This window comes from Pseudomonas sp. MWU13-2517, from assembly GCF_023242545.1.
GTDB lineage: Bacteria > Pseudomonadota > Gammaproteobacteria > Pseudomonadales > Pseudomonadaceae > Aquipseudomonas.
The window spans coordinates 1-17,009 of sequence record NZ_JALMFA010000028.1; the positions used below are offsets into that span (position 1 = coordinate 1).

9 protein-coding genes and 1 pseudogene are annotated in these 17,009 nt (G+C 58.3%); 7 read left to right on the forward strand and 3 right to left on the reverse strand.

What is annotated here, in order from left to right:
• Together M5B97_RS27415 and M5B97_RS27420 are read left to right on the forward strand one after the other, a co-directional pair.
• Nucleotides 1–4,531: pseudogene (locus M5B97_RS27415) on the forward strand (LapA family giant adhesin); the annotation flags it as partial.
• A gap of 139 nt (nt 4,532–4,670) precedes the next feature.
• Nucleotides 4,671–5,009 carry a tryptophan synthase subunit beta gene (locus tag M5B97_RS27420; RefSeq protein ID WP_123717512.1) on the forward strand — a complete coding sequence of 113 codons (339 nt, stop codon included), beginning with the start codon at nt 4,671–4,673 and terminating at the stop codon, nt 5,007–5,009.
• 120 nt (nt 5,010–5,129) lie between these two features.
• Here the strand turns inward: M5B97_RS27420 and lapD are convergent, their stop codons facing one another.
• Both lapD and lapG read right to left on the reverse strand, forming a co-directional pair.
• Nucleotides 5,130–7,076, reverse strand: a complete 1,947-nt coding sequence (lapD, locus tag M5B97_RS27425; protein WP_248733221.1) for a cyclic di-GMP receptor LapD — start codon at nt 7,074–7,076, stop codon at nt 5,130–5,132.
• Between the two features lie 13 nt (nt 7,077–7,089).
• Nucleotides 7,090–7,782 (reverse strand): cysteine protease LapG, encoded by a 693-nt coding sequence (gene lapG, locus M5B97_RS27430; protein WP_248733222.1) that lies wholly within the window; start codon nt 7,780–7,782, stop codon nt 7,090–7,092.
• 265 nt (nt 7,783–8,047) lie between these two features.
• Between lapG and M5B97_RS27435 the strand changes: the two genes are divergently transcribed.
• The 5 genes from M5B97_RS27435 to M5B97_RS27455 all read left to right on the forward strand — a co-directional run bounded on the left by M5B97_RS27435 (nt 8,048) and on the right by M5B97_RS27455 (nt 14,689).
• Complete coding sequence (locus M5B97_RS27435) at nt 8,048–8,758, forward strand: GntR family transcriptional regulator (protein WP_248733223.1); 711 nt, start codon at nt 8,048–8,050, stop codon at nt 8,756–8,758.
• 376 nt (nt 8,759–9,134) lie between these two features.
• Nucleotides 9,135–9,893, forward strand: a complete 759-nt coding sequence (locus M5B97_RS27440) for a DUF3050 domain-containing protein (protein WP_248733226.1) — start codon at nt 9,135–9,137, stop codon at nt 9,891–9,893.
• Complete coding sequence (locus tag M5B97_RS27445) at nt 9,890–10,837, forward strand: diiron oxygenase (protein ID WP_248733224.1); 948 nt, start codon at nt 9,890–9,892, stop codon at nt 10,835–10,837. The genes M5B97_RS27440 and M5B97_RS27445 overlap by 4 nt, the downstream gene beginning before the upstream one ends.
• A complete protein-coding gene (locus tag M5B97_RS27450; RefSeq protein ID WP_248733225.1) occupies nt 10,834–14,211 on the forward strand; it encodes an amino acid adenylation domain-containing protein in 3,378 nt (1,125 codons plus the stop codon). The genes M5B97_RS27445 and M5B97_RS27450 overlap by 4 nt, the downstream gene beginning before the upstream one ends.
• A gap of 19 nt (nt 14,212–14,230) precedes the next feature.
• On the forward strand, nt 14,231–14,689 hold the full coding sequence (locus M5B97_RS27455) for an SRPBCC family protein (RefSeq protein WP_123717518.1): 459 nt from the start codon (nt 14,231–14,233) through the stop codon (nt 14,687–14,689).
• 39 nt (nt 14,690–14,728) lie between these two features.
• On the opposite strand, the gene M5B97_RS27460 is transcribed toward M5B97_RS27455, so the two are convergent.
• Nucleotides 14,729–16,609, reverse strand: a complete 1,881-nt coding sequence (locus M5B97_RS27460; protein ID WP_134661326.1) for a methyl-accepting chemotaxis protein — start codon at nt 16,607–16,609, stop codon at nt 14,729–14,731.
• Nucleotides 16,610–17,009: the final 400 nt, after the last annotated feature.

A 17,009-nucleotide genomic window follows, 5' to 3' on the forward strand; every position in this document is an offset into this window, starting at 1 on the left:
TGGCAAGACCATCACCATCGGTGTGAACCAGTCGAGCGGCAGCGTCACCACTGTGGCGCCGAACGACGTCTACAAAGGCGACCAGACCGTCACCACCGCCATCAAGGGCGTCACTGGCGGCGAGCATTTTGAAAACCTGGTACCAGGCACTACGCCGGTAAACACCACCGTCACCGACACCCCAGGCACAACCGATCTCACCACCGTTACGCTGACGGCGCCGAGCGCGGTCAACGAAGGTGGCCAGATCACCTACACCGCCACCTTGAGCAACAAGGCCGGCAGTGACATGGTGATCCAGCTCGATAACGGCTCGAGCATCACCATCAAGCAAGGTGCAACTGTCGGGACGGTGACCGTCCCGGCGCCAAGCGATGACGTGTTTATCGATAAGAGCACGCAAACCGTCAAAATTACCGGCACCACCGGCGGTAACTTTGAGGGTGTGAGCATCACACCGGGCGGCGCAACCACCACCATCAACGATACGATCGATGATGTGACTGTGTCGCTCAAGGCCACCGGTTCTACCAGCGAAGGCGGGCAAATCGTCTACACCGCGTCGCTGGTCGACAAGAACGGTGTGGCGGTCAACAACGTCGGCTCCGACCTGGTGGTGAAGCTGGATAACGGCTCGACCATTACTATCGGCAACGGCAAGTCCAGCGGCGTCATTACCGCCACTGCGCCCAACGATGTGTACACGGGCGCCAACGACGTCAGCAATAAGATCACTGGCGTGGTCAGCGGCGGCGACAAGTACGAACACCTGATCGTCGACGGTAGCACCGTGGTCACCAAAGTCACCGATGTGGTCAACAACACCACCATCAGCATCGCTGGCGACGCGTCAGTGACTGAAGGCGGCACCGCGCACTACACCCTGACGCTGAGCAACCCGGCGCAAACCGATGTGACCGTAACGCTCAAGTACAGCGGCACCGCCACCGATGGCTCGGACTTCAACGGCGTGTACACGGTGAAGATCCCTGCCGGCTCCAGCAGCGTGCCATTTGATATCCGTACTCTCGATGACAAGATCACCGAGCCGACCGAGCAGATTGTCATCACCATCGACAAGACCACCGGCGGCAACTTCGAGAACCTGGTGGTCGATAAGGGCAGTGTCAGCACCAACATCATCGACAACGATGCGCCGCCAGTCATCGACCTGGATGCCAACAACTCCAGCGGCGCTACCGGTGCCGACTACAAGACGACCTTCACCGAAGGTACCGCCGGGCCGGGCGTGTCGATTGCCGACACGGATATCAAGATCACCGACTCGGACAGCACGATGCTGACCGGCGCGACCATTACCCTCACCAACGCACAGGTCGGCGATGCACTGAACCTGGGCAACAGCGTGAATGGCATTAACGTCAGCACCAACAACCAGACGGGCACCATCACCCTGACGCTGTCGGGCAGCGCTACGCTGGCTGACTACATGCAGCGTATCCAGAACATTACGTTCACCAACAGCAGCCACGACCCAAGCACCACGCCGCGGACCATTACTGTCACCGTGACCGATGGCGGCAATTACTCCAACGTGGCTACCACCACCGTCAATGTGGTGGCGGTCAACGATCCACCGGTGGCTACCGGCAGTGCCGTCACCGGCACCGAAGACACGCCGCTGGCACTGACCTGGGCCAACTTCGGCGTGACCGACGTGGACTCCCCACAAAGCAGCCTCGGCGTGAAAATCACCGACCTGCCAGTGGCCGGCAAGCTGCAGTATCTGGCGGCGGATGGCACTACCTGGACCAACGTGACCGCGGGCCAGACCTTCACCAAAACCCAGATCGACGGCGGCCAGTTGCGCTTTATGCCGAACGCCAATGAGTCCGGCGCCGACGGTTATGGTGGCACCGGCGTGGGTAACAAGCAGGCGGATTACGCGCAGTTCAAGTTCCAACCTACCGACGGCAAGGACCTTGGCAACAGTGCCATGGTGAAAGTCGACATCACCCCGGTGGCCGATGCTCCGACCCTGAATGTGGCCGACAACAACGTCAATTCGATCGGCTTGCTCAAGCAAAGCTGGAACAGCGTTCCCGGTATCGGCACCAACGGCAACGGCGCAGCACCGGCCGACCTGAAAAACGCCATTGATAACGCCGGCACGCCAAACAGCAGCGGGGTCGTGACCAACGTCGAATCCACCGCCAATGTCGCGGCAGGCAGCGGCTCGAAGATTTCCGGCCTGATGTACATGGAAGCCGGCAAGACCTACACCTTCAGTGGTACCGGCGATGACAGCCTGGTGATCAACGTCGGCGGCAAAGACGTGGCCAGCGCTCAGTGGGGCAATAACAGCGGCAAGTTCAGCGGCTCGATCACCCCGACAGTGAGTGGTTATTACAGCCTCGAGATCTACCACGCCAACCAGTCCGGCCCTGGCAGCTATGACGTCAACCTGTCGGTGAATGGCGGACCGGTCCAGGACCTGAGCACCAGCGGCGTGCCGCTTTACACCGGCGTGACCGACCTGACCAACGCCGGCGTGACCGTATCCGACCTGCATGGCAGCAACGGCGACGGTTACTACGTGGGCTACAAGCTCAACGAGGGCCAGGAAAACGGCACCGTGAAGCTGTCCAAAGTCACCACCGCACTGACCGACACCGACGGTTCGGAAACCCTGAGCGTGAAGATCGGCGGCGTACCGGCCGGCTCCGTCCTCACCGATGCAGCCGGGCATACCTTCACCGCGACCAAGACCGTGGGCGAAGTGAACGTGAACGGTTGGGACCTGAACACCCTGACTATCAAGCCACCGACCTACTACAGCGGCCAGTTCAACCTGACGGTCACTTCGACCTCCACCGAAAGCCTCGGTGGTTCTGCGACCACCACCGCGCAATTGCCGGTCACCGTGTACCCGGCGACTTACAGCGCCACTACCGGCACCTCGGGCAGCGACACCCTCACCGGCACCGATGGCAACGACATCATAGTTTCCGACATCGGGGGCCTGAACGTGGTGCAGGGCAAGAACTACAACATCGCATTCATGGTGGACAGTTCAGGCAGCATGAGCACCGCTTCGATCAACGCGGCGAAGGACTCTCTGACCTCGGTATTCAACTCGCTCAAAAACAGCCTGGGCGCCAACACGTCGGGCACGGTGAATATCTTCCTGGCAGACTTCGATACACAGGTGAACAAGTCGGTCGCGATCAACCTCAACGATCCGAATGCGCTGACCGTGCTCAAGTCGGTACTGGACTCGATGACGTCGGGTGGCGGCACCAACTATGAAGACGTGTTCAAAACCACGGCAAACTTCTTCCAGAGCGGCCTGGCGACCGGCAACACCGGCGCTACCAACCTGACCTACTTCATCACCGACGGCCAGCCGACGTACTACCAGAGCGGCGAGCAAACCAACCCGACGATCTACAACACCAAGCTCGACGATTTGGTGACGACGACCAACTACACCCTGGGGACATCGTTCGGCAAGTACCTGGATAACACCCACTACTTCAGTATCGACACCTCGGGCGCGGCTCAATTGCAAACCTGGAATGGCTACTGGTGGGTCGCTAATAATCTGGGCACCCTTCACGCCCAGGGTGACGGCACCTACGAGTTGTCGAACCTGAACGGTACAGGCTACAGCACCGATTCGGCGACGCTGAGCAACGCCAAAAGCGCATTCGCCCTCCTGGGTGGGTTGTCGCAGGTGGAAGCGATCGGTATCAACGGTGATGTCAGCCTCAACGACCTCAAGCCGTACGACAGCGATGGCAAGCCGCAAAGCAACATTGATCCGAAGGATCTGGCCAATGCGATCCTCGGTCACACCGAGGCCACGCTGCCTGGCGCCGACACTGTAAACGGCGGTGACGGCAACGATATTATCTTCGGCGACCTGGTGAGTTTCAGCGGGATTACCGGTGAAGGCTATAACGCACTGCAAGCCTTTGTGGCGCAGAAAACCGGCGTAGCCGTAACGGCAGTGACCACCTCGAACGTGCACCAATACGTGACCGAGCACTACGCCGACTTCGACGTGTCTGGCGCCAAAGACGGCAACGACACCCTGCTGGGCGGCGCAGGCGATGACATCCTGTTCGGCCAGGGCGGTAACGACTACCTGGACGGCGGCAAAGGCAATGACATCCTGCTGGGCGGCACAGGTAACGACACGCTGATCGGCGGGCCAGGCAATGACATCCTGATCGGCGGATCGGGTGCCGACACCTTCGTGTGGAAAGCCGGTGATTTGGGCAACGACGTGATCAAGGACTTCAAGGTCTCGGACGGTGACAAGATTGATCTGCGGGATCTATTGAAAGGTGAGACGGACAGCACCATCGACAACTACCTGAAGATCACCACGGTAGACGGCGTGTCGACCCTGCAAGTGAGCAGTGAAGGCAAGCTCAATGCCGCGGGCGGCCTGGCCAATGCTGATGTGACGATCAAGCTGGAAGGCAACGATTGGTCCCACACCAACATCAACTCGCTGATCTCGGGTGCTGACCCGACCATCAAAATCGACCACACCGCCTAAGCGTCGAATGTCGGCCGCCCCCCGGGGCGGCCGATTTCGTTGCTGGCCCTGACAGGCGGTTGCATCGCATACTCGTGCCTATCAACACACCGTTGGCCTATGCTGGTGACGGCGTGCGGTTCATTTTCGAGGGGTTCTTATGTTTTATGTGCAACGTGATGCGCAGGGCGCGCTGAGTCGCGTGGAGGCTAGCGCCTTTGCCGAATCGACCGAAACCCTGCCGGCCGATCACCATGAGATCCAGGCCTGGTACGCCAACGAAGTGGTGGAAACCAGCCTTGCGCAGCTCAAGCAGAGTGACCTGGAGATGATCCGGGTGCTCGACGACTTGATCCAGGTGCTGACCCGCAAAGGCATCATCAGCGTGACTGACCTGCCACCCGCAGCCCAGGCAAAACTGATCGACCGTACTCACGCGCGGGAGGCGCTGGGTGGGCTGAGTCATTTGATCAATGATGAAGAGACTGGGCTGATCTGATTTCTGAGCCGGGCTTGAAACAGACTATAGGCTTGCTCGCGCATACGGTGTGTCAGTCACCGGATAGGTTGACCGACCTGGCGCATTCGCGAGCAAGCCCGCACGCCTATTAGATCTGCGTTATTTCCACGGTGCCGGCTCGCCAAACAACTGGCCCTGCACGCCGAAAATCCCCATCTCGCGAATCACCTTCAACTCGCCTTCGGTCTCCACCCGCTCGGCAATCAACGGCAAGTCGATGCTGTGGGCCGCGCGCTGGATCGCCTCGATAAACAGGCGCTTGTCGCTTTCCTGATCAATGGCGCGGATGTAGCTGCCGTCGATCTTCAGGTATGCCAGGCCCAGGCGCGCCAGGTTGCCGATCATGCTGAAGCGACCGCCAAAACGCTGCAGGCTCAAGGAGAAGCCCAGCTCGCGCAGGCGCTGGGTCAACTGCTCCAGCAGGGCCTGCTCCGGCAACTGTTCTTCACCGATCTCCAGGGTCAGGCGCGGGCCCAGGTTGCTGTGCTGACGTAGCAACTCAATAATCCGATTCAGCGCCTGGGCGTCTTGCAAGGTCGCGGCCGAGAGGTTCAGCGCCAGGCTACAGGTATGGCTGGCCATCTGCTTGAGCACCTGCTCGAGCATCAGGCGGTCCAGGCGGGACGTCCAGCCGAAGCGTTCAAGCCACGGCAGGAAACGCCCGGCGGGTATCGTATGACCGTCTTCATCCTGCAGGCGCGACAGCACTTTGTAGTGCAACACTAACTGCGGGTCCTGGCTGGCAACCACCGGCTGGAAATACAACTCGAAACGCTGCTGCGTCAGAGCCTGGTCCAACAACGTGTGCCAGGCATGGTGATCGTCACCGACGCTGGCGGCGACGCTATGGTCGAGGCATACCCAACTGGAATCCCCCTGCCCTTCAGCCTGTGCCAGCGCCTGGTCAGCCAAAGCCAGTAGCGCCTGAGGGGCGTCACCATGGTTGAACGGTGCCAGGCCCATATAAGCGACCGGCGTAACATCGCTGGCGCCGGTGGCTTGCAAGCTTTGCAAGGTGCTTTCGAGGTTTTGCGCCAGTTGCAGCGCCTCTTCACGCATCAGCCCCGGCGCCAGCACGGCAAACTCTCCACCGCGTATACGAGTGACGAGGTTATGGGTTTCCGGGTATGGCTCGCACTGGCGCAGCAGTTGCTGGCCGACCGCTTGCAACAACTGGTCAGTGCGCTGGCCACCCAAGCGCTGGTTGAGACCGGCCAGGTCCTTGACCCGCAACAGCAGTAGATAGCCGGAGTTGGTGTCTTCCGGGTTGCTGACGCGAGCGTTGAGCTGCATCTCGAAGTAGCGACGGTTGGCCAGGCCGGTAAGGTTGTCCTGATAGGATTCGGTGCGCAATTTTTCGCTGCGTTCGGCCTGCTCCTGGAACAGGGCCTTGAGCTTTTCCACCATCTGGTTCATGGCCTGTACCACGCGCCGCAGTTCCGGTGTGCGCGGTAGGTCAGGCAGGCTGAGGAATTCGCGGCGGGCGATAGCATGGGACTGCTTGACCATGTAGTCCAACGGTTTCAATTGCCGCCGTAGCAGCAGCGCACCGAGCACCGCACTGACCGCGCCGCACAGCAGCAGCCAGCCGAGGCTGCCGAGGGTGCTCTGCCAGATTTTGGCCAGGGCGAACATCGGGTGGCTGACCACCTCCACACGCGCCGCCTGCTCCCAGCCACGACTGATCAACGCGTCGCCACCGGCCGGTTCCAGGCCGATCAACTTGACGAACCAGTCGGGCACGCCATTGTTGTCGGGGATGCCGCTACGCTCGACGATGGTCTTGTCGGTTGCCAGGTCCACCACTCGGATGCTCGCGTAATAGCCACTGTCGAAGATCGAACTGACCAGCAGCTCCACCATGGCCGGATCGTCGATATTGGGCGTCAGCGACAGCGCCAATGCCGTCGCCGCATCCTGTGCGTGGGAGCGCAACTGGTTGACGTATTGCGTGCGCGAACTTTCCAGGCTGACCATGAAGCTGCCGCTGAAGGCGACGACCAGGAACAGACAGATTGCGATCAACAGTTGTTTGAACAAAGACACCGATCAGTTACTCCTAGTTGGCAGGCTCGGCTGGGAAGCCTTCCGCACGCATTTTTCTCAACACATCCTGCCAGCGTGACAAGCGTTTGGTATCGCCGACTTTCTTGTTGCCCTTGGCACCCGGCAAGTACAGCCCCTCGGCGTTGAATGAGTACACCGGGAGCAAATCGGTACGGCGGGTTGCCGGCAAAATCTCGTCCATCAGACTGTCGAGCACCAACGGGATAGCGTCGGGGGTCGGATAGTAGGTCAGGACCATATGAGCGCGATTCTGACGCAAGGCCTTGACGTAGGTAATGCGCAATTTGTCGCTGGAGACGCCCAGGTGACGCAGGCTGAAATACTTGGCGATGGCATAGTCTTCACAATCGCCGGCACCTTTCCATAAGGCCTCGATGGGCGTCTCCCAATAATCCTCCACATGCCACAGGTCGATGTCTTCCGTGTAGGTCATGTGCTGGTTGAAGAACAGGTTGACGACCTTGAGCTGCTCCTGCTCGCTGACTTGTTTTTGCGTCGCCAGCAGTTGCTGCCAGTCGTCGATGCGTTGCTGGCCCTTGCCCAACGGGCCGTACAAGGCGGTGGCTTTGCGGCTGATCTGGGAAAAATCCCAATCGGCATGCAGCCCGCCAAGCATCAAGCCGGCCAACAATAGCGCTGAAAACAGCCAGCTCAGGATTCGAGAAGAAATAAAACTTACCGCCAAGGCGTTCAGTCCGTGAAGAGAGACGGAATTTCAAGGGATGGTGAAGCCTTGACCCGGAAAAAACAATGGCATAGTGCAATCATTCATGGAGTGGCCGCGTTTATAACCGCCCTTTGTGGGATGCACAAAGTACTTCCTGTAAGCCCTTACAAACGGAAACTTTGGTTGTTTGACAAGTGTGCGACCCATCTTTAGTGTGCTTTGGATCCAATTAAACACGCTCTATTCAAGCACACCCTATTCAAGAAAGGAGGATAGCGTAACCGTGACGCAGAAGCCGAACCCTTTAAGCAGCATCAAAATCAGCGGGCCTATTCCCGCCCATCTTGCACGCTCCATTATTGAAGAAACGTTACGAAACGCTATTCTCGATGGGCGATTGCCCTGTGGCACGGCTATGCGCCAGCAAGAACTGGCGAGTCTGTTCGGGGTCAGCCGCATGCCCGTGCGTGAGGCCCTGCGCCAGTTGGAGGCACAGTCTTTGTTGCATGTGGTGACCCACAAAGGCGCCGTGGTTGCACCCTTGATCGAGGACAATTCGGCTGAAACCTATGGCCTGCGCATGTTGCTGGAGTCCGAAGCGTTGCGCTTGTCGATTCCCTTGCTCACTGACGCCGACATTGAAGAGGCCGAGTCCTGCATTGATGCCCTGGAACGTGAAAAAGACTACACCGAGATCGGTCGCCTCAACCGCCTGTTCCACATGGCCTTGTATGGCAAGGCGCCCAACCAGCGATTACTCAAACTGGTCGAACATGGGCTGAACGAGGAGGAGCGCTTCCTGCGCTTCAATCTCGAGGCGATGGGGCTGGGTGAGACCTCCCAGGAAGATCACCGGGAACTGCTGAACCTGGTAGCACAGAAAAAAATCGACGAGAGCATCCTGACGCTACGTAATCACCTGATGCGCGGGATGGAAGTGATCGCCAACTACCTCAATGGCCTGGAAACCGCCGACAACACAAGGGCCTTGTAAGGCTTTCCCGCTCCGCTCCCCTGGCTCTTTTACTTAGCGGGATAACTCCTATCTTGGAGCGTCCCGCATTGGTCAGGTCTTAAAAAAACCGACTACTCTTAATAAGCCGACCAACAATAAAGAAACTTCCGACCTTTTAAACCCATACTTCCCCCTCATTGTTATTTCTCGAAAAAACATCTAATACATTTATAAGCTCGCCCAAACGTTTAATCAGCTTATTATCTCTTCTCAATAGAACCGACCTCTCAATTGGCTGCGCACACCGCTATCAATGGTGGCGCTGCATCCGCGACCCGGTTTAGCGTTACCTGCCTATTTAATAATTAAAAAATCCTTATCCCTGCTCAGAGCATTCGCAATACAGGCGTCAACCATGTACCAACATCTACTTGAACAAAAAAGACTGCAGTTGTGCAGCCATCCGTTATTCATGGAAATAACTTCAATTAACAAGTTACAAACTTTTATGGAGCACCATGTATTTGCCGTTTGGGACTTCATGACACTGACCAAACGCTTGCAGCAGGACCTGACCTGCACCGGGATACCCTGGCTCCCACCCTCCGACCCACACGCCGCACGCTTGATCAATGAAATCGTATTGGGCGAGGAGTCGGACGAGCATCCAACTCGCGGCTACTGCAGCCACTTCGAGCTGTATCTGGGTGCAATGGCCGAAGTGGGTGCCAGCACGCTCGCGATCACACACTTCATTGGCCTGCAACATCAGGGAGTGGAGGCAAGCGCAGCCTTGCAAGCGGTCACCGCGCCACTGGGTGTCGCTCGTTTTGTTGAAAGCACGTTGCAGATCGCCTTGAACGCCACCACCCATTGTGTGGCGGCCGCCTTCCTGCACGGCCGTGAAAGCGTCATACCGTCGATGTTCAAACGCATTTCGTGCGGCAACGACTTCATTGAGCGCGAGGCGCCCACTTTTCATCACTACCTCAACCGCCACATCGAGATGGACAGCCAGGGGCATGGCCCGGCAGCCCATCGGCTGCTCCAGCGCTTGATCGACGCCGAACCGACGCGCCAGAGACAAGCTGAAAGTACGGCAATCAGCGCCATGGAAAACCGCATCCCGTTTTGGAACGATGTGCGGACCTCAATGCAGGAGGTACACCCATGAATACCCTTGGCTATCGCTCCTTTGCCGAAGACTGGGAACGTCGTGCAACCATCCGCACTCGCCCTCGACGCCTGCTGGAAAACGACGAAAAATTGATCTACCCCCCGTGCCGCCAACCATTGGTACTCAGCGAGACCTTTCTTGAACACTGCCCGCAGTGGCGCGACTTCGTGCTGGCGCAAAGCTTTTACAAATTCATCAATGATGTGGTGATCTTCGAAACCGAGATCGTCGACAAGATCGCCCGCAGCATTGCCAAAAACCGCTTCTCGCAGCCTTTCCCACCCGCCTGTCGCATTGACGCGATGACCGTCGTGATAGACGAGGATTACCACGCGTTGGTTGCGCTGGATTTCCTGCAACAAGCCGTGCACATGACGGGCATCCAGCCTCTCGAACTACCTGGGCAGATTGAGCTGAGTCGCGCCCTGCCGGCAGCGCAGGCACGTGCTCCGGCGCACCTGCACGATGCCGTGGAGTTGATTGTCGTAGCCATTGCCGAGAACACCGTGACACAGGACGTAGCGGCGTTTTCCAGGGACGACAGCGTCAAGCGATCCATCCGTGGCTTGATGGCCGATCACTTGATTGATGAGGGCCGCCACGCGCAATTCTGGACGCAGCTGGTGCGCCTCTATTGGCAGGGGGCAAGCTCGGAGGACCGTGACTGCATCGCTGAAATCCTGCCGGTTTTCCTGGCGCATTACCTGACCAACGATCTGCAGAAGGGCTTCGATCGGCACTTGATCGAGCACTTGGACATCAGTGCCGACATTCGTCTGATACTGCGTCATGAGATCGACGCGATGGACTTTCCCATTACCCGCCAGCATCCCCTGGTGGGCAACATCGTCAGCTTTCTACATCACAGCGGCGTGCTGCAAACCCCCAGTGTCGCCCAGGCTTTAAATGACTATTTGTCCCAGCCGGGGAGCTTGGCATGAGGTGCTTGACGATTGGATGGGGCGCCTCCGGTAGAGCCCTTGAGGCGATTAAACAGATGATGGAACAGTACGGCCACGCGGGCGGAATGGAGGCTGTCGACCTGGCGATTGAAGACGGTAGCCAACCGCTGCCGACTGCATTGGCCGAAGCACCCCGGATGAGCCTGCGCGTGGGTATCGGCCCGATCGGCGAACACGGTCTGCCTGCACTCCAGTTTCGCTGTTATGACCGTGAGCGGTGCTTGCTGGCCGTGCATGATGTTCCCGAGGAGCCTGGCGGTAACGGCCAGCGGCTACGCCGGCAGGCAACGAACGCACTGGTGGAATGGGTCGCCGAGCTGGTCAGCGGCTTTGCGAGAGACCCTGCCTATCTCTGCACATCCGTCACGGTTGGCGACTGGCCCGAACATGGCTTGCAAGAGTTGGAAGCCTTAGCGTTTCTACACCGCTTCAATCGTACCGCACAGCCGGCACTGATGCAGGCAGCCCAGGTACCGATGATCGAACGGTTGCAGGCGAGCCTTCAGGCCTACGCCCATCGGCCTGCGCTGAATATCGCGGGACAGAGGGTGGCTTATCACCAACTTCACGCACATGCCTTGGCGATACAGCAGCAATTGCTCCCGCTGCTGGGAAGCCGTGAGGCGCCTCAGGTAATCGGTGTGTGCCTGGAAAAGTCCGTCGAACTCTACGCCAGCATTCTCGCGGTGCTGGGATGCGGCGCAGTTTATTTACCCCTGTCACCCGATCATCCTGTGCCACGCCAACACAGCATGCTGGAAAGCATCGGGGCCCGTGTGCTGCTGGAGGATGGTCGGCACCCTCTACGGGACCGTTTCGATGCACTGGATGTCAGCAGGATCGACCCAGGTAGCAGCGATTCGACGCAACCATTGATGCGCCAGCGGCCCTGTGCAGACGCACCTTGCATGGCGTTGTTTACCTCGGGCACCACCGGTCGACCAAAAGGCGTGTTGCTCAGCCAGCACAACCTGGCGCATTTCACCACCTGGCTCGGCGCCTGCGTGACGATGGACGAGCAGAGTCGTGTCCTGCAGTTTTCGCCGTTGGGTTTCGATTCATCCCTGATCGACATCTTTCCGGCCCTGATGGCTGGCGCCGAGTTGATTGTACCTGGCGCAGAACAACGGCTTGATCCTCTGCAACTGGCCGAGTTGATGCGTCAGCACCGTGTCACCCATGGGTTTCTGCCGCCGGCACTGCTCAGCATCCTGCCACTGGACCAACCCTTGGGCCTTACCCATGTGCTCACCGGTGGTGACTTCTGCGAGCCCTACGTGATCGGGCGATTGGCAGGCCAGTGTCAATTGCACAACCTCTACGGCCCCACTGAAGCCACGGTACTGGTGACCCACCGGACGTTCCAGCCGGGTGACAGCTATCGCAACATCGGCCGTCCTATTGCCAACAGCCAGGTGCTGATCCTCGACGAAAACCTGTGTCCGGTGGATGAGCAGGTAGTCGGCGAGCTGTACATCGCAGGCCCCGGCGTGAGCCTGGGCTACGTCAACGAAACATCGCAAGCCGACACCCCTTTCGTTACGCTGACATTGCCGAACGGGCAGTTGCTGGCGACTTACCGCAGCGGCGATCTGGCCAAATGGACACGCAGTGGCATCGAGCTGTGCGGTCGCCGCGATGACCAGATCAAGATCCGTGGCTTTCGAGTCGAGCCCCAGGAAATCGAACAGTGCCTGCGTAACAGCCGGCTGTTCCGCCAAGTGGCCGTGGTGGTCACACCAATGCACAAGATCATCGGTTTTGCCGCCCAGCCGGAACCCGGCGCCACGCTGGCAAGCCTGAAGGAACATGCGCGGCAGTGGCTGCCCGAGTATATGCAACCCGTTATCTGGAGCGAGTTGCCAAGCATGCCCTGCTCAGACAATGGCAAGATCGATCGCCAAGCATTACGAGCGCTGCCGCCCCCCGTCGCTCAAGAAGTGACTCATTACGCAGCACAAACGCCTCTTCAAGCGCAGTTGATGGAACTGTGGGCAGAGTTATTAGAGTTGCCTGTGCACGGGCTGTCTATCGATGACAGTTTTTTCAACCGGGGTGGCCACTCCATTCTTCTGTCGAACCTCTTGTTGCGTCTGCGCGAGCGGTTTGGCCGCAGTCCCTCCTTGGGTCGATTCTTTGAAATCCCCACGATCCGTACCCTTGCAGCGCTGATGGAGGGCTGTGCATTGCCCGAGACGACCTCAGGCCCGATGGAGAAGGATGCGACAAGGCCGCTGGGGGTCGAGATGCTGCGGGGGGACTGTGTGGGTGACCCGCGCAAGGTGATTGTCACAGGGGCCAACAGCTTTGTCGGGATTCATATTGTCCAGGCGCTGCTGGATAACGGAGCACAAGAAGTCGCGTGCCTGGTCAGGGAGCTGCCTGGCAATTCGGCGGCCGCTCGGTTCACCCAGGCGATGCGAGAATATCGCCTGGATCATCTGGACTTGAGCCGAGTGCGGGTGTACCCCGCAGACATCCGCTTGCCTCGCCTGGGCCTCGCCTGCGACGTCTATGACCACCTCGCACGCAGTTACGGAGTGTTGGTGCACAACGCAGCCCAGGTCAATCATGTAATGGATTACACCTTACTCGCCGACGACAACGTCGAGCCGATCTTCGAGTGCCTGCGCCTCTGCGAAACCCATTGCAAGAAGGTCTTCAATTTCATCTCGACGCTGTCCGCCTGCAGCAGCATCGATGCCCACGGGCACGTTCTCGAAACCAGTGCAGCAAATACACTGCCGCTCTACATGAAAAATGGCTACAACCTCTCCAAGTGGGTCGCTGAACGCGTGCTGGGACGCGCCGTTGCGCAGGGCGCCTGGGTAAATATCCATCGACCGGGGAACATCAGTTTCAACAGTCGAAGTGGCGTCTGCCAGCCGCAGAAAAATCGATTGATGTTGATGCTCAAGGGTTCCCTGCAACTGGGGCTGGTCCCACAGCTGGATGTGCATTTCGATCTGATGCCCGTGGACTTCCTGGCCCGCTTCATAGCGTTCCACAGCTCCTGTTTTTGCGCCGAGCGAAATGTTTTCAACCTGCACAACCCGCAACCCTTGAGCTGGGATCAGTATCTCGATGCGTTCAGTCTGGCTGGGCACGTTTTCGAACGGGTGAGCATTGAACAGTGGCAACGGTCACTGCATGCGGTAAGCCGTGATAACGCATTGTTCGATGTGCTGGGCTTCTATCTGGGCACGCTGGGTGAGGACATTGCTGATACGACGATGATCAGTCACGACAACGCACGTTGGGGAGTGGAAAAGATGGGCACGCACTACCCGATAAAAAGCCCGGCACTGCTACGCAAGGGCTGCATCTACCTCAGGGCCACCGGCTTTCTCTGAATTGCTTCAGGACACCTTCATGAAACCGCTACAACCCGATACGTTAATCCGTAACCCGAACGGCACACCGATACTGGCCTCCATCGTTGTCCCTTGCGAAGCAGCTCGCCTGTGGACCTTGGTGGGCAACTTCGCAGCCTTTGATGCCTTCATTCCAGGCCTGTCGCGCATTGAGATGACCGGCGCGGGCGTGGGTGCATTGCGCACGAAATTTTTCGACGATGGGCACTGCGTCGTGGAGCAACTCAACAGTCGAGACGATGCGGCCATGTCGATGACATGGACCACCCTCTACAACACCTTTGGCATCGCCCAATTCTGGGCAGCGATGAGTGTGCAAGCGCTCGGCGCAAACAGTTCCAGGGCAACCTGGACGCTTGTGGGGGAGCCATTGGCAACAACCCAGGTAGAGTTTGAGGCGTTCGTGCAGGCGTTCGCCGACAGCGCGTTGCAGAATGTGCGCCGAATGCTTGGCTGAACACTCGGAGCGAGTGGCCTCGCTCCGATACCGCAACGATCAGATCTTGAAGCTATCAACCAATTGCTTCAATCGGCTCGCCTGTTGGGACAGCGCATCGCAATCCTTGAGCGTTTCGTTGAGGTTGGCCACACCTTGTTGGTTAAGCAGATTGATCTGGTTGATGTCGACATTGAGGGTTTCAACTACGGCGGTTTGCTCCTCGGTGGCAGCAGCGACCGATTGATTCATACCGTCGATCTCGACGATCCGCTGCGTCACGCTGACCAATCGCTCACCCGCCTGGTTGGCAACTTCGACGCTCTCTTCGCTGGAGACCTGGCTGGCATTCATGGTGGTCACGGCTTCACGTGAACCCACTTGCAGGGAGGTGATCATTTTATGGATCTCTTCCGCTGACTCTTGCGTACGGTGCGCCAGGTTACGTACCTCGTCCGCCACCACGGCGAACCCACGCCCGGCTTCACCCGCGCGGGCGGCTTCGATCGCTGCGTTCAGCGCCAGCAAGTTGGTCTGCTGAGAAATTCCTTTGATCACATCAAGAATGTGACCGATGTTGTCGGTGCTGGCATTCAAGGTTTCGATCTGGGTACAGGACAGGCTGATTTTCTGCGACAGCTCCGACATCGCCTGGATAGTTTGCTCAACGACCTTGCGACCATCGTCAGCCTGCTCGCTGGCACCACTGGCATGCTGCGAAGCATCAGCAGCGTTACGTGCGATCTCCTGGGTGGCGGCGCCCAGTTCATTGATCGCCGCAGCCACGCTATTGGTACGCGCACTCTGCTCGTCGGAACCGATGATCGACGCGTTGGACGAGGCCATCACGCGCTGAGACAGGTCATGCACCTGACGCGTCGCCGAGGACACTTCGGAAATGGAGGCGTGGATACGCTCAACGAACTGGTTGAACGCACTACCGACTTCACCGAACTCGTCTTTGCTGGTGACGTCGAGGCGGCGGGTCAAATCGCCTTCGCCCTGGGCGATGTCTTGCATGGCAACGCCCATGGTGGTCAACGGACGCAGCAATACCTGAATCAACAGACTCAAGAGCACTGCGATAGCTATCACAGCGATCAACATCGCGATCAATGCCGAGGTGCGGAACTTGCCCAGTGCCGCATAGGCTTTGTCCTTGTCGATCGACAGACCGATGTACCAGTCTGCGCCCGGCAAGCCGGTGATAGGGGTGAACGAAAGGATGCGATCCTGGCCATTGAGGACTACGTCCTGGTTGGTTTTCTCGATACGCAGGTTGGTGCCAGGGTAGATGTCCTTCAGGTTTTTCATCACTTGGTCCTGGTCTGGGCTGACGATAACCTGACCATCGCCGCTCACCAGGAAGGCATGGCCGATACCGCCGAAGTCGACCGAGTTGATGATCTTCACCAGGGTCTGCAGACTCAGGTCACCACCAACAACGCCCAGCAATTCGCCGTTCTTCTTCACTGGCATGGCGATCGTCACGATCTGCCCACCCACAGCCGCCATATAGGGAGGCGTGAGCATGGTTTTGTCGGCCACTACTGCTTGCTTGTACCAAGGGCGCTGACGCGGGTCGTAGCCGTCAGGCATCTTCGCGTCGGGACGCTGGGTGAATACACCATTGGTTTGGCCGACATAGGTGAACTGGAAATTCGACGTGAACGCTGGCTGGTCGACCAGCCCAGGGAGATCAGCACCACTGCCCTGATGGGCAACGTTTTGCGCCAGGTTTTCGAGCACCAGAATGCGCCCACTGAGCCAGTTCTGCACACTGCTGGCGGTGAGTTCACCGGACTGTTGAATGGACGATGCCAGATTTTGCCGGATGGTATTGCGCTGTAGGTAGTCGTTGTACAACGTGAATAATGCGAAGGCTAAAACCACAACGCCTGACGCGGCCAACAAAATTTTATGACTGAACTTAAGATTCATTTCATCGACTTCTTTTTGCCAAAGGGGGGTGAGCGTGCCGAGTGGAACATTCCATGTACAAGATAGCGGACTCTTGGGTCGCTCTATTTCAGTGCACGCATGGCTCATCAGGCTTTCGGCCAAGAGCAGATAAATCTTAGAAATTTGTGGGCAGCATCCTCTTTTAGCGCAGGAAGTCGACAAGCGGTAGCTACGGATTGACGATTGATGCTGCGGATGCCGCGAAGAGAAAGAATGCACTTCCTAGTAGATGGGACCAAGCGTTGAAGCTTAGGACCGGATTGAAATACTGATGAAAGCACCGTCCTACACCTGGTTTGACACTTCGATGACTTAGGCAGGGGTTCGACAGGACGGCATGTCCCTAAACGACAAAACCCCTGTCTGCGTTAGCAAACAG

Coding starts and splice junctions, on each gene's coding strand:
- M5B97_RS27450 (WP_248733225.1), top strand. CDS start 10,834: ATGAGGTGCTTGACGATTGGATGGGGCGCCTCCGGTAGAGCCCTTGAG.
- M5B97_RS27440 (WP_248733226.1), top strand. CDS start 9,135: ATGTACCAACATCTACTTGAACAAAAAAGACTGCAGTTGTGCAGCCAT.
- M5B97_RS27460 (WP_134661326.1), bottom strand. CDS start 16,609: ATGAATCTTAAGTTCAGTCATAAAATTTTGTTGGCCGCGTCAGGCGTT.
- M5B97_RS27455 (WP_123717518.1), top strand. CDS start 14,231: ATGAAACCGCTACAACCCGATACGTTAATCCGTAACCCGAACGGCACA.
- M5B97_RS27420 (WP_123717512.1), top strand. CDS start 4,671: ATGTTTTATGTGCAACGTGATGCGCAGGGCGCGCTGAGTCGCGTGGAG.
- M5B97_RS27445 (WP_248733224.1), top strand. CDS start 9,890: ATGAATACCCTTGGCTATCGCTCCTTTGCCGAAGACTGGGAACGTCGT.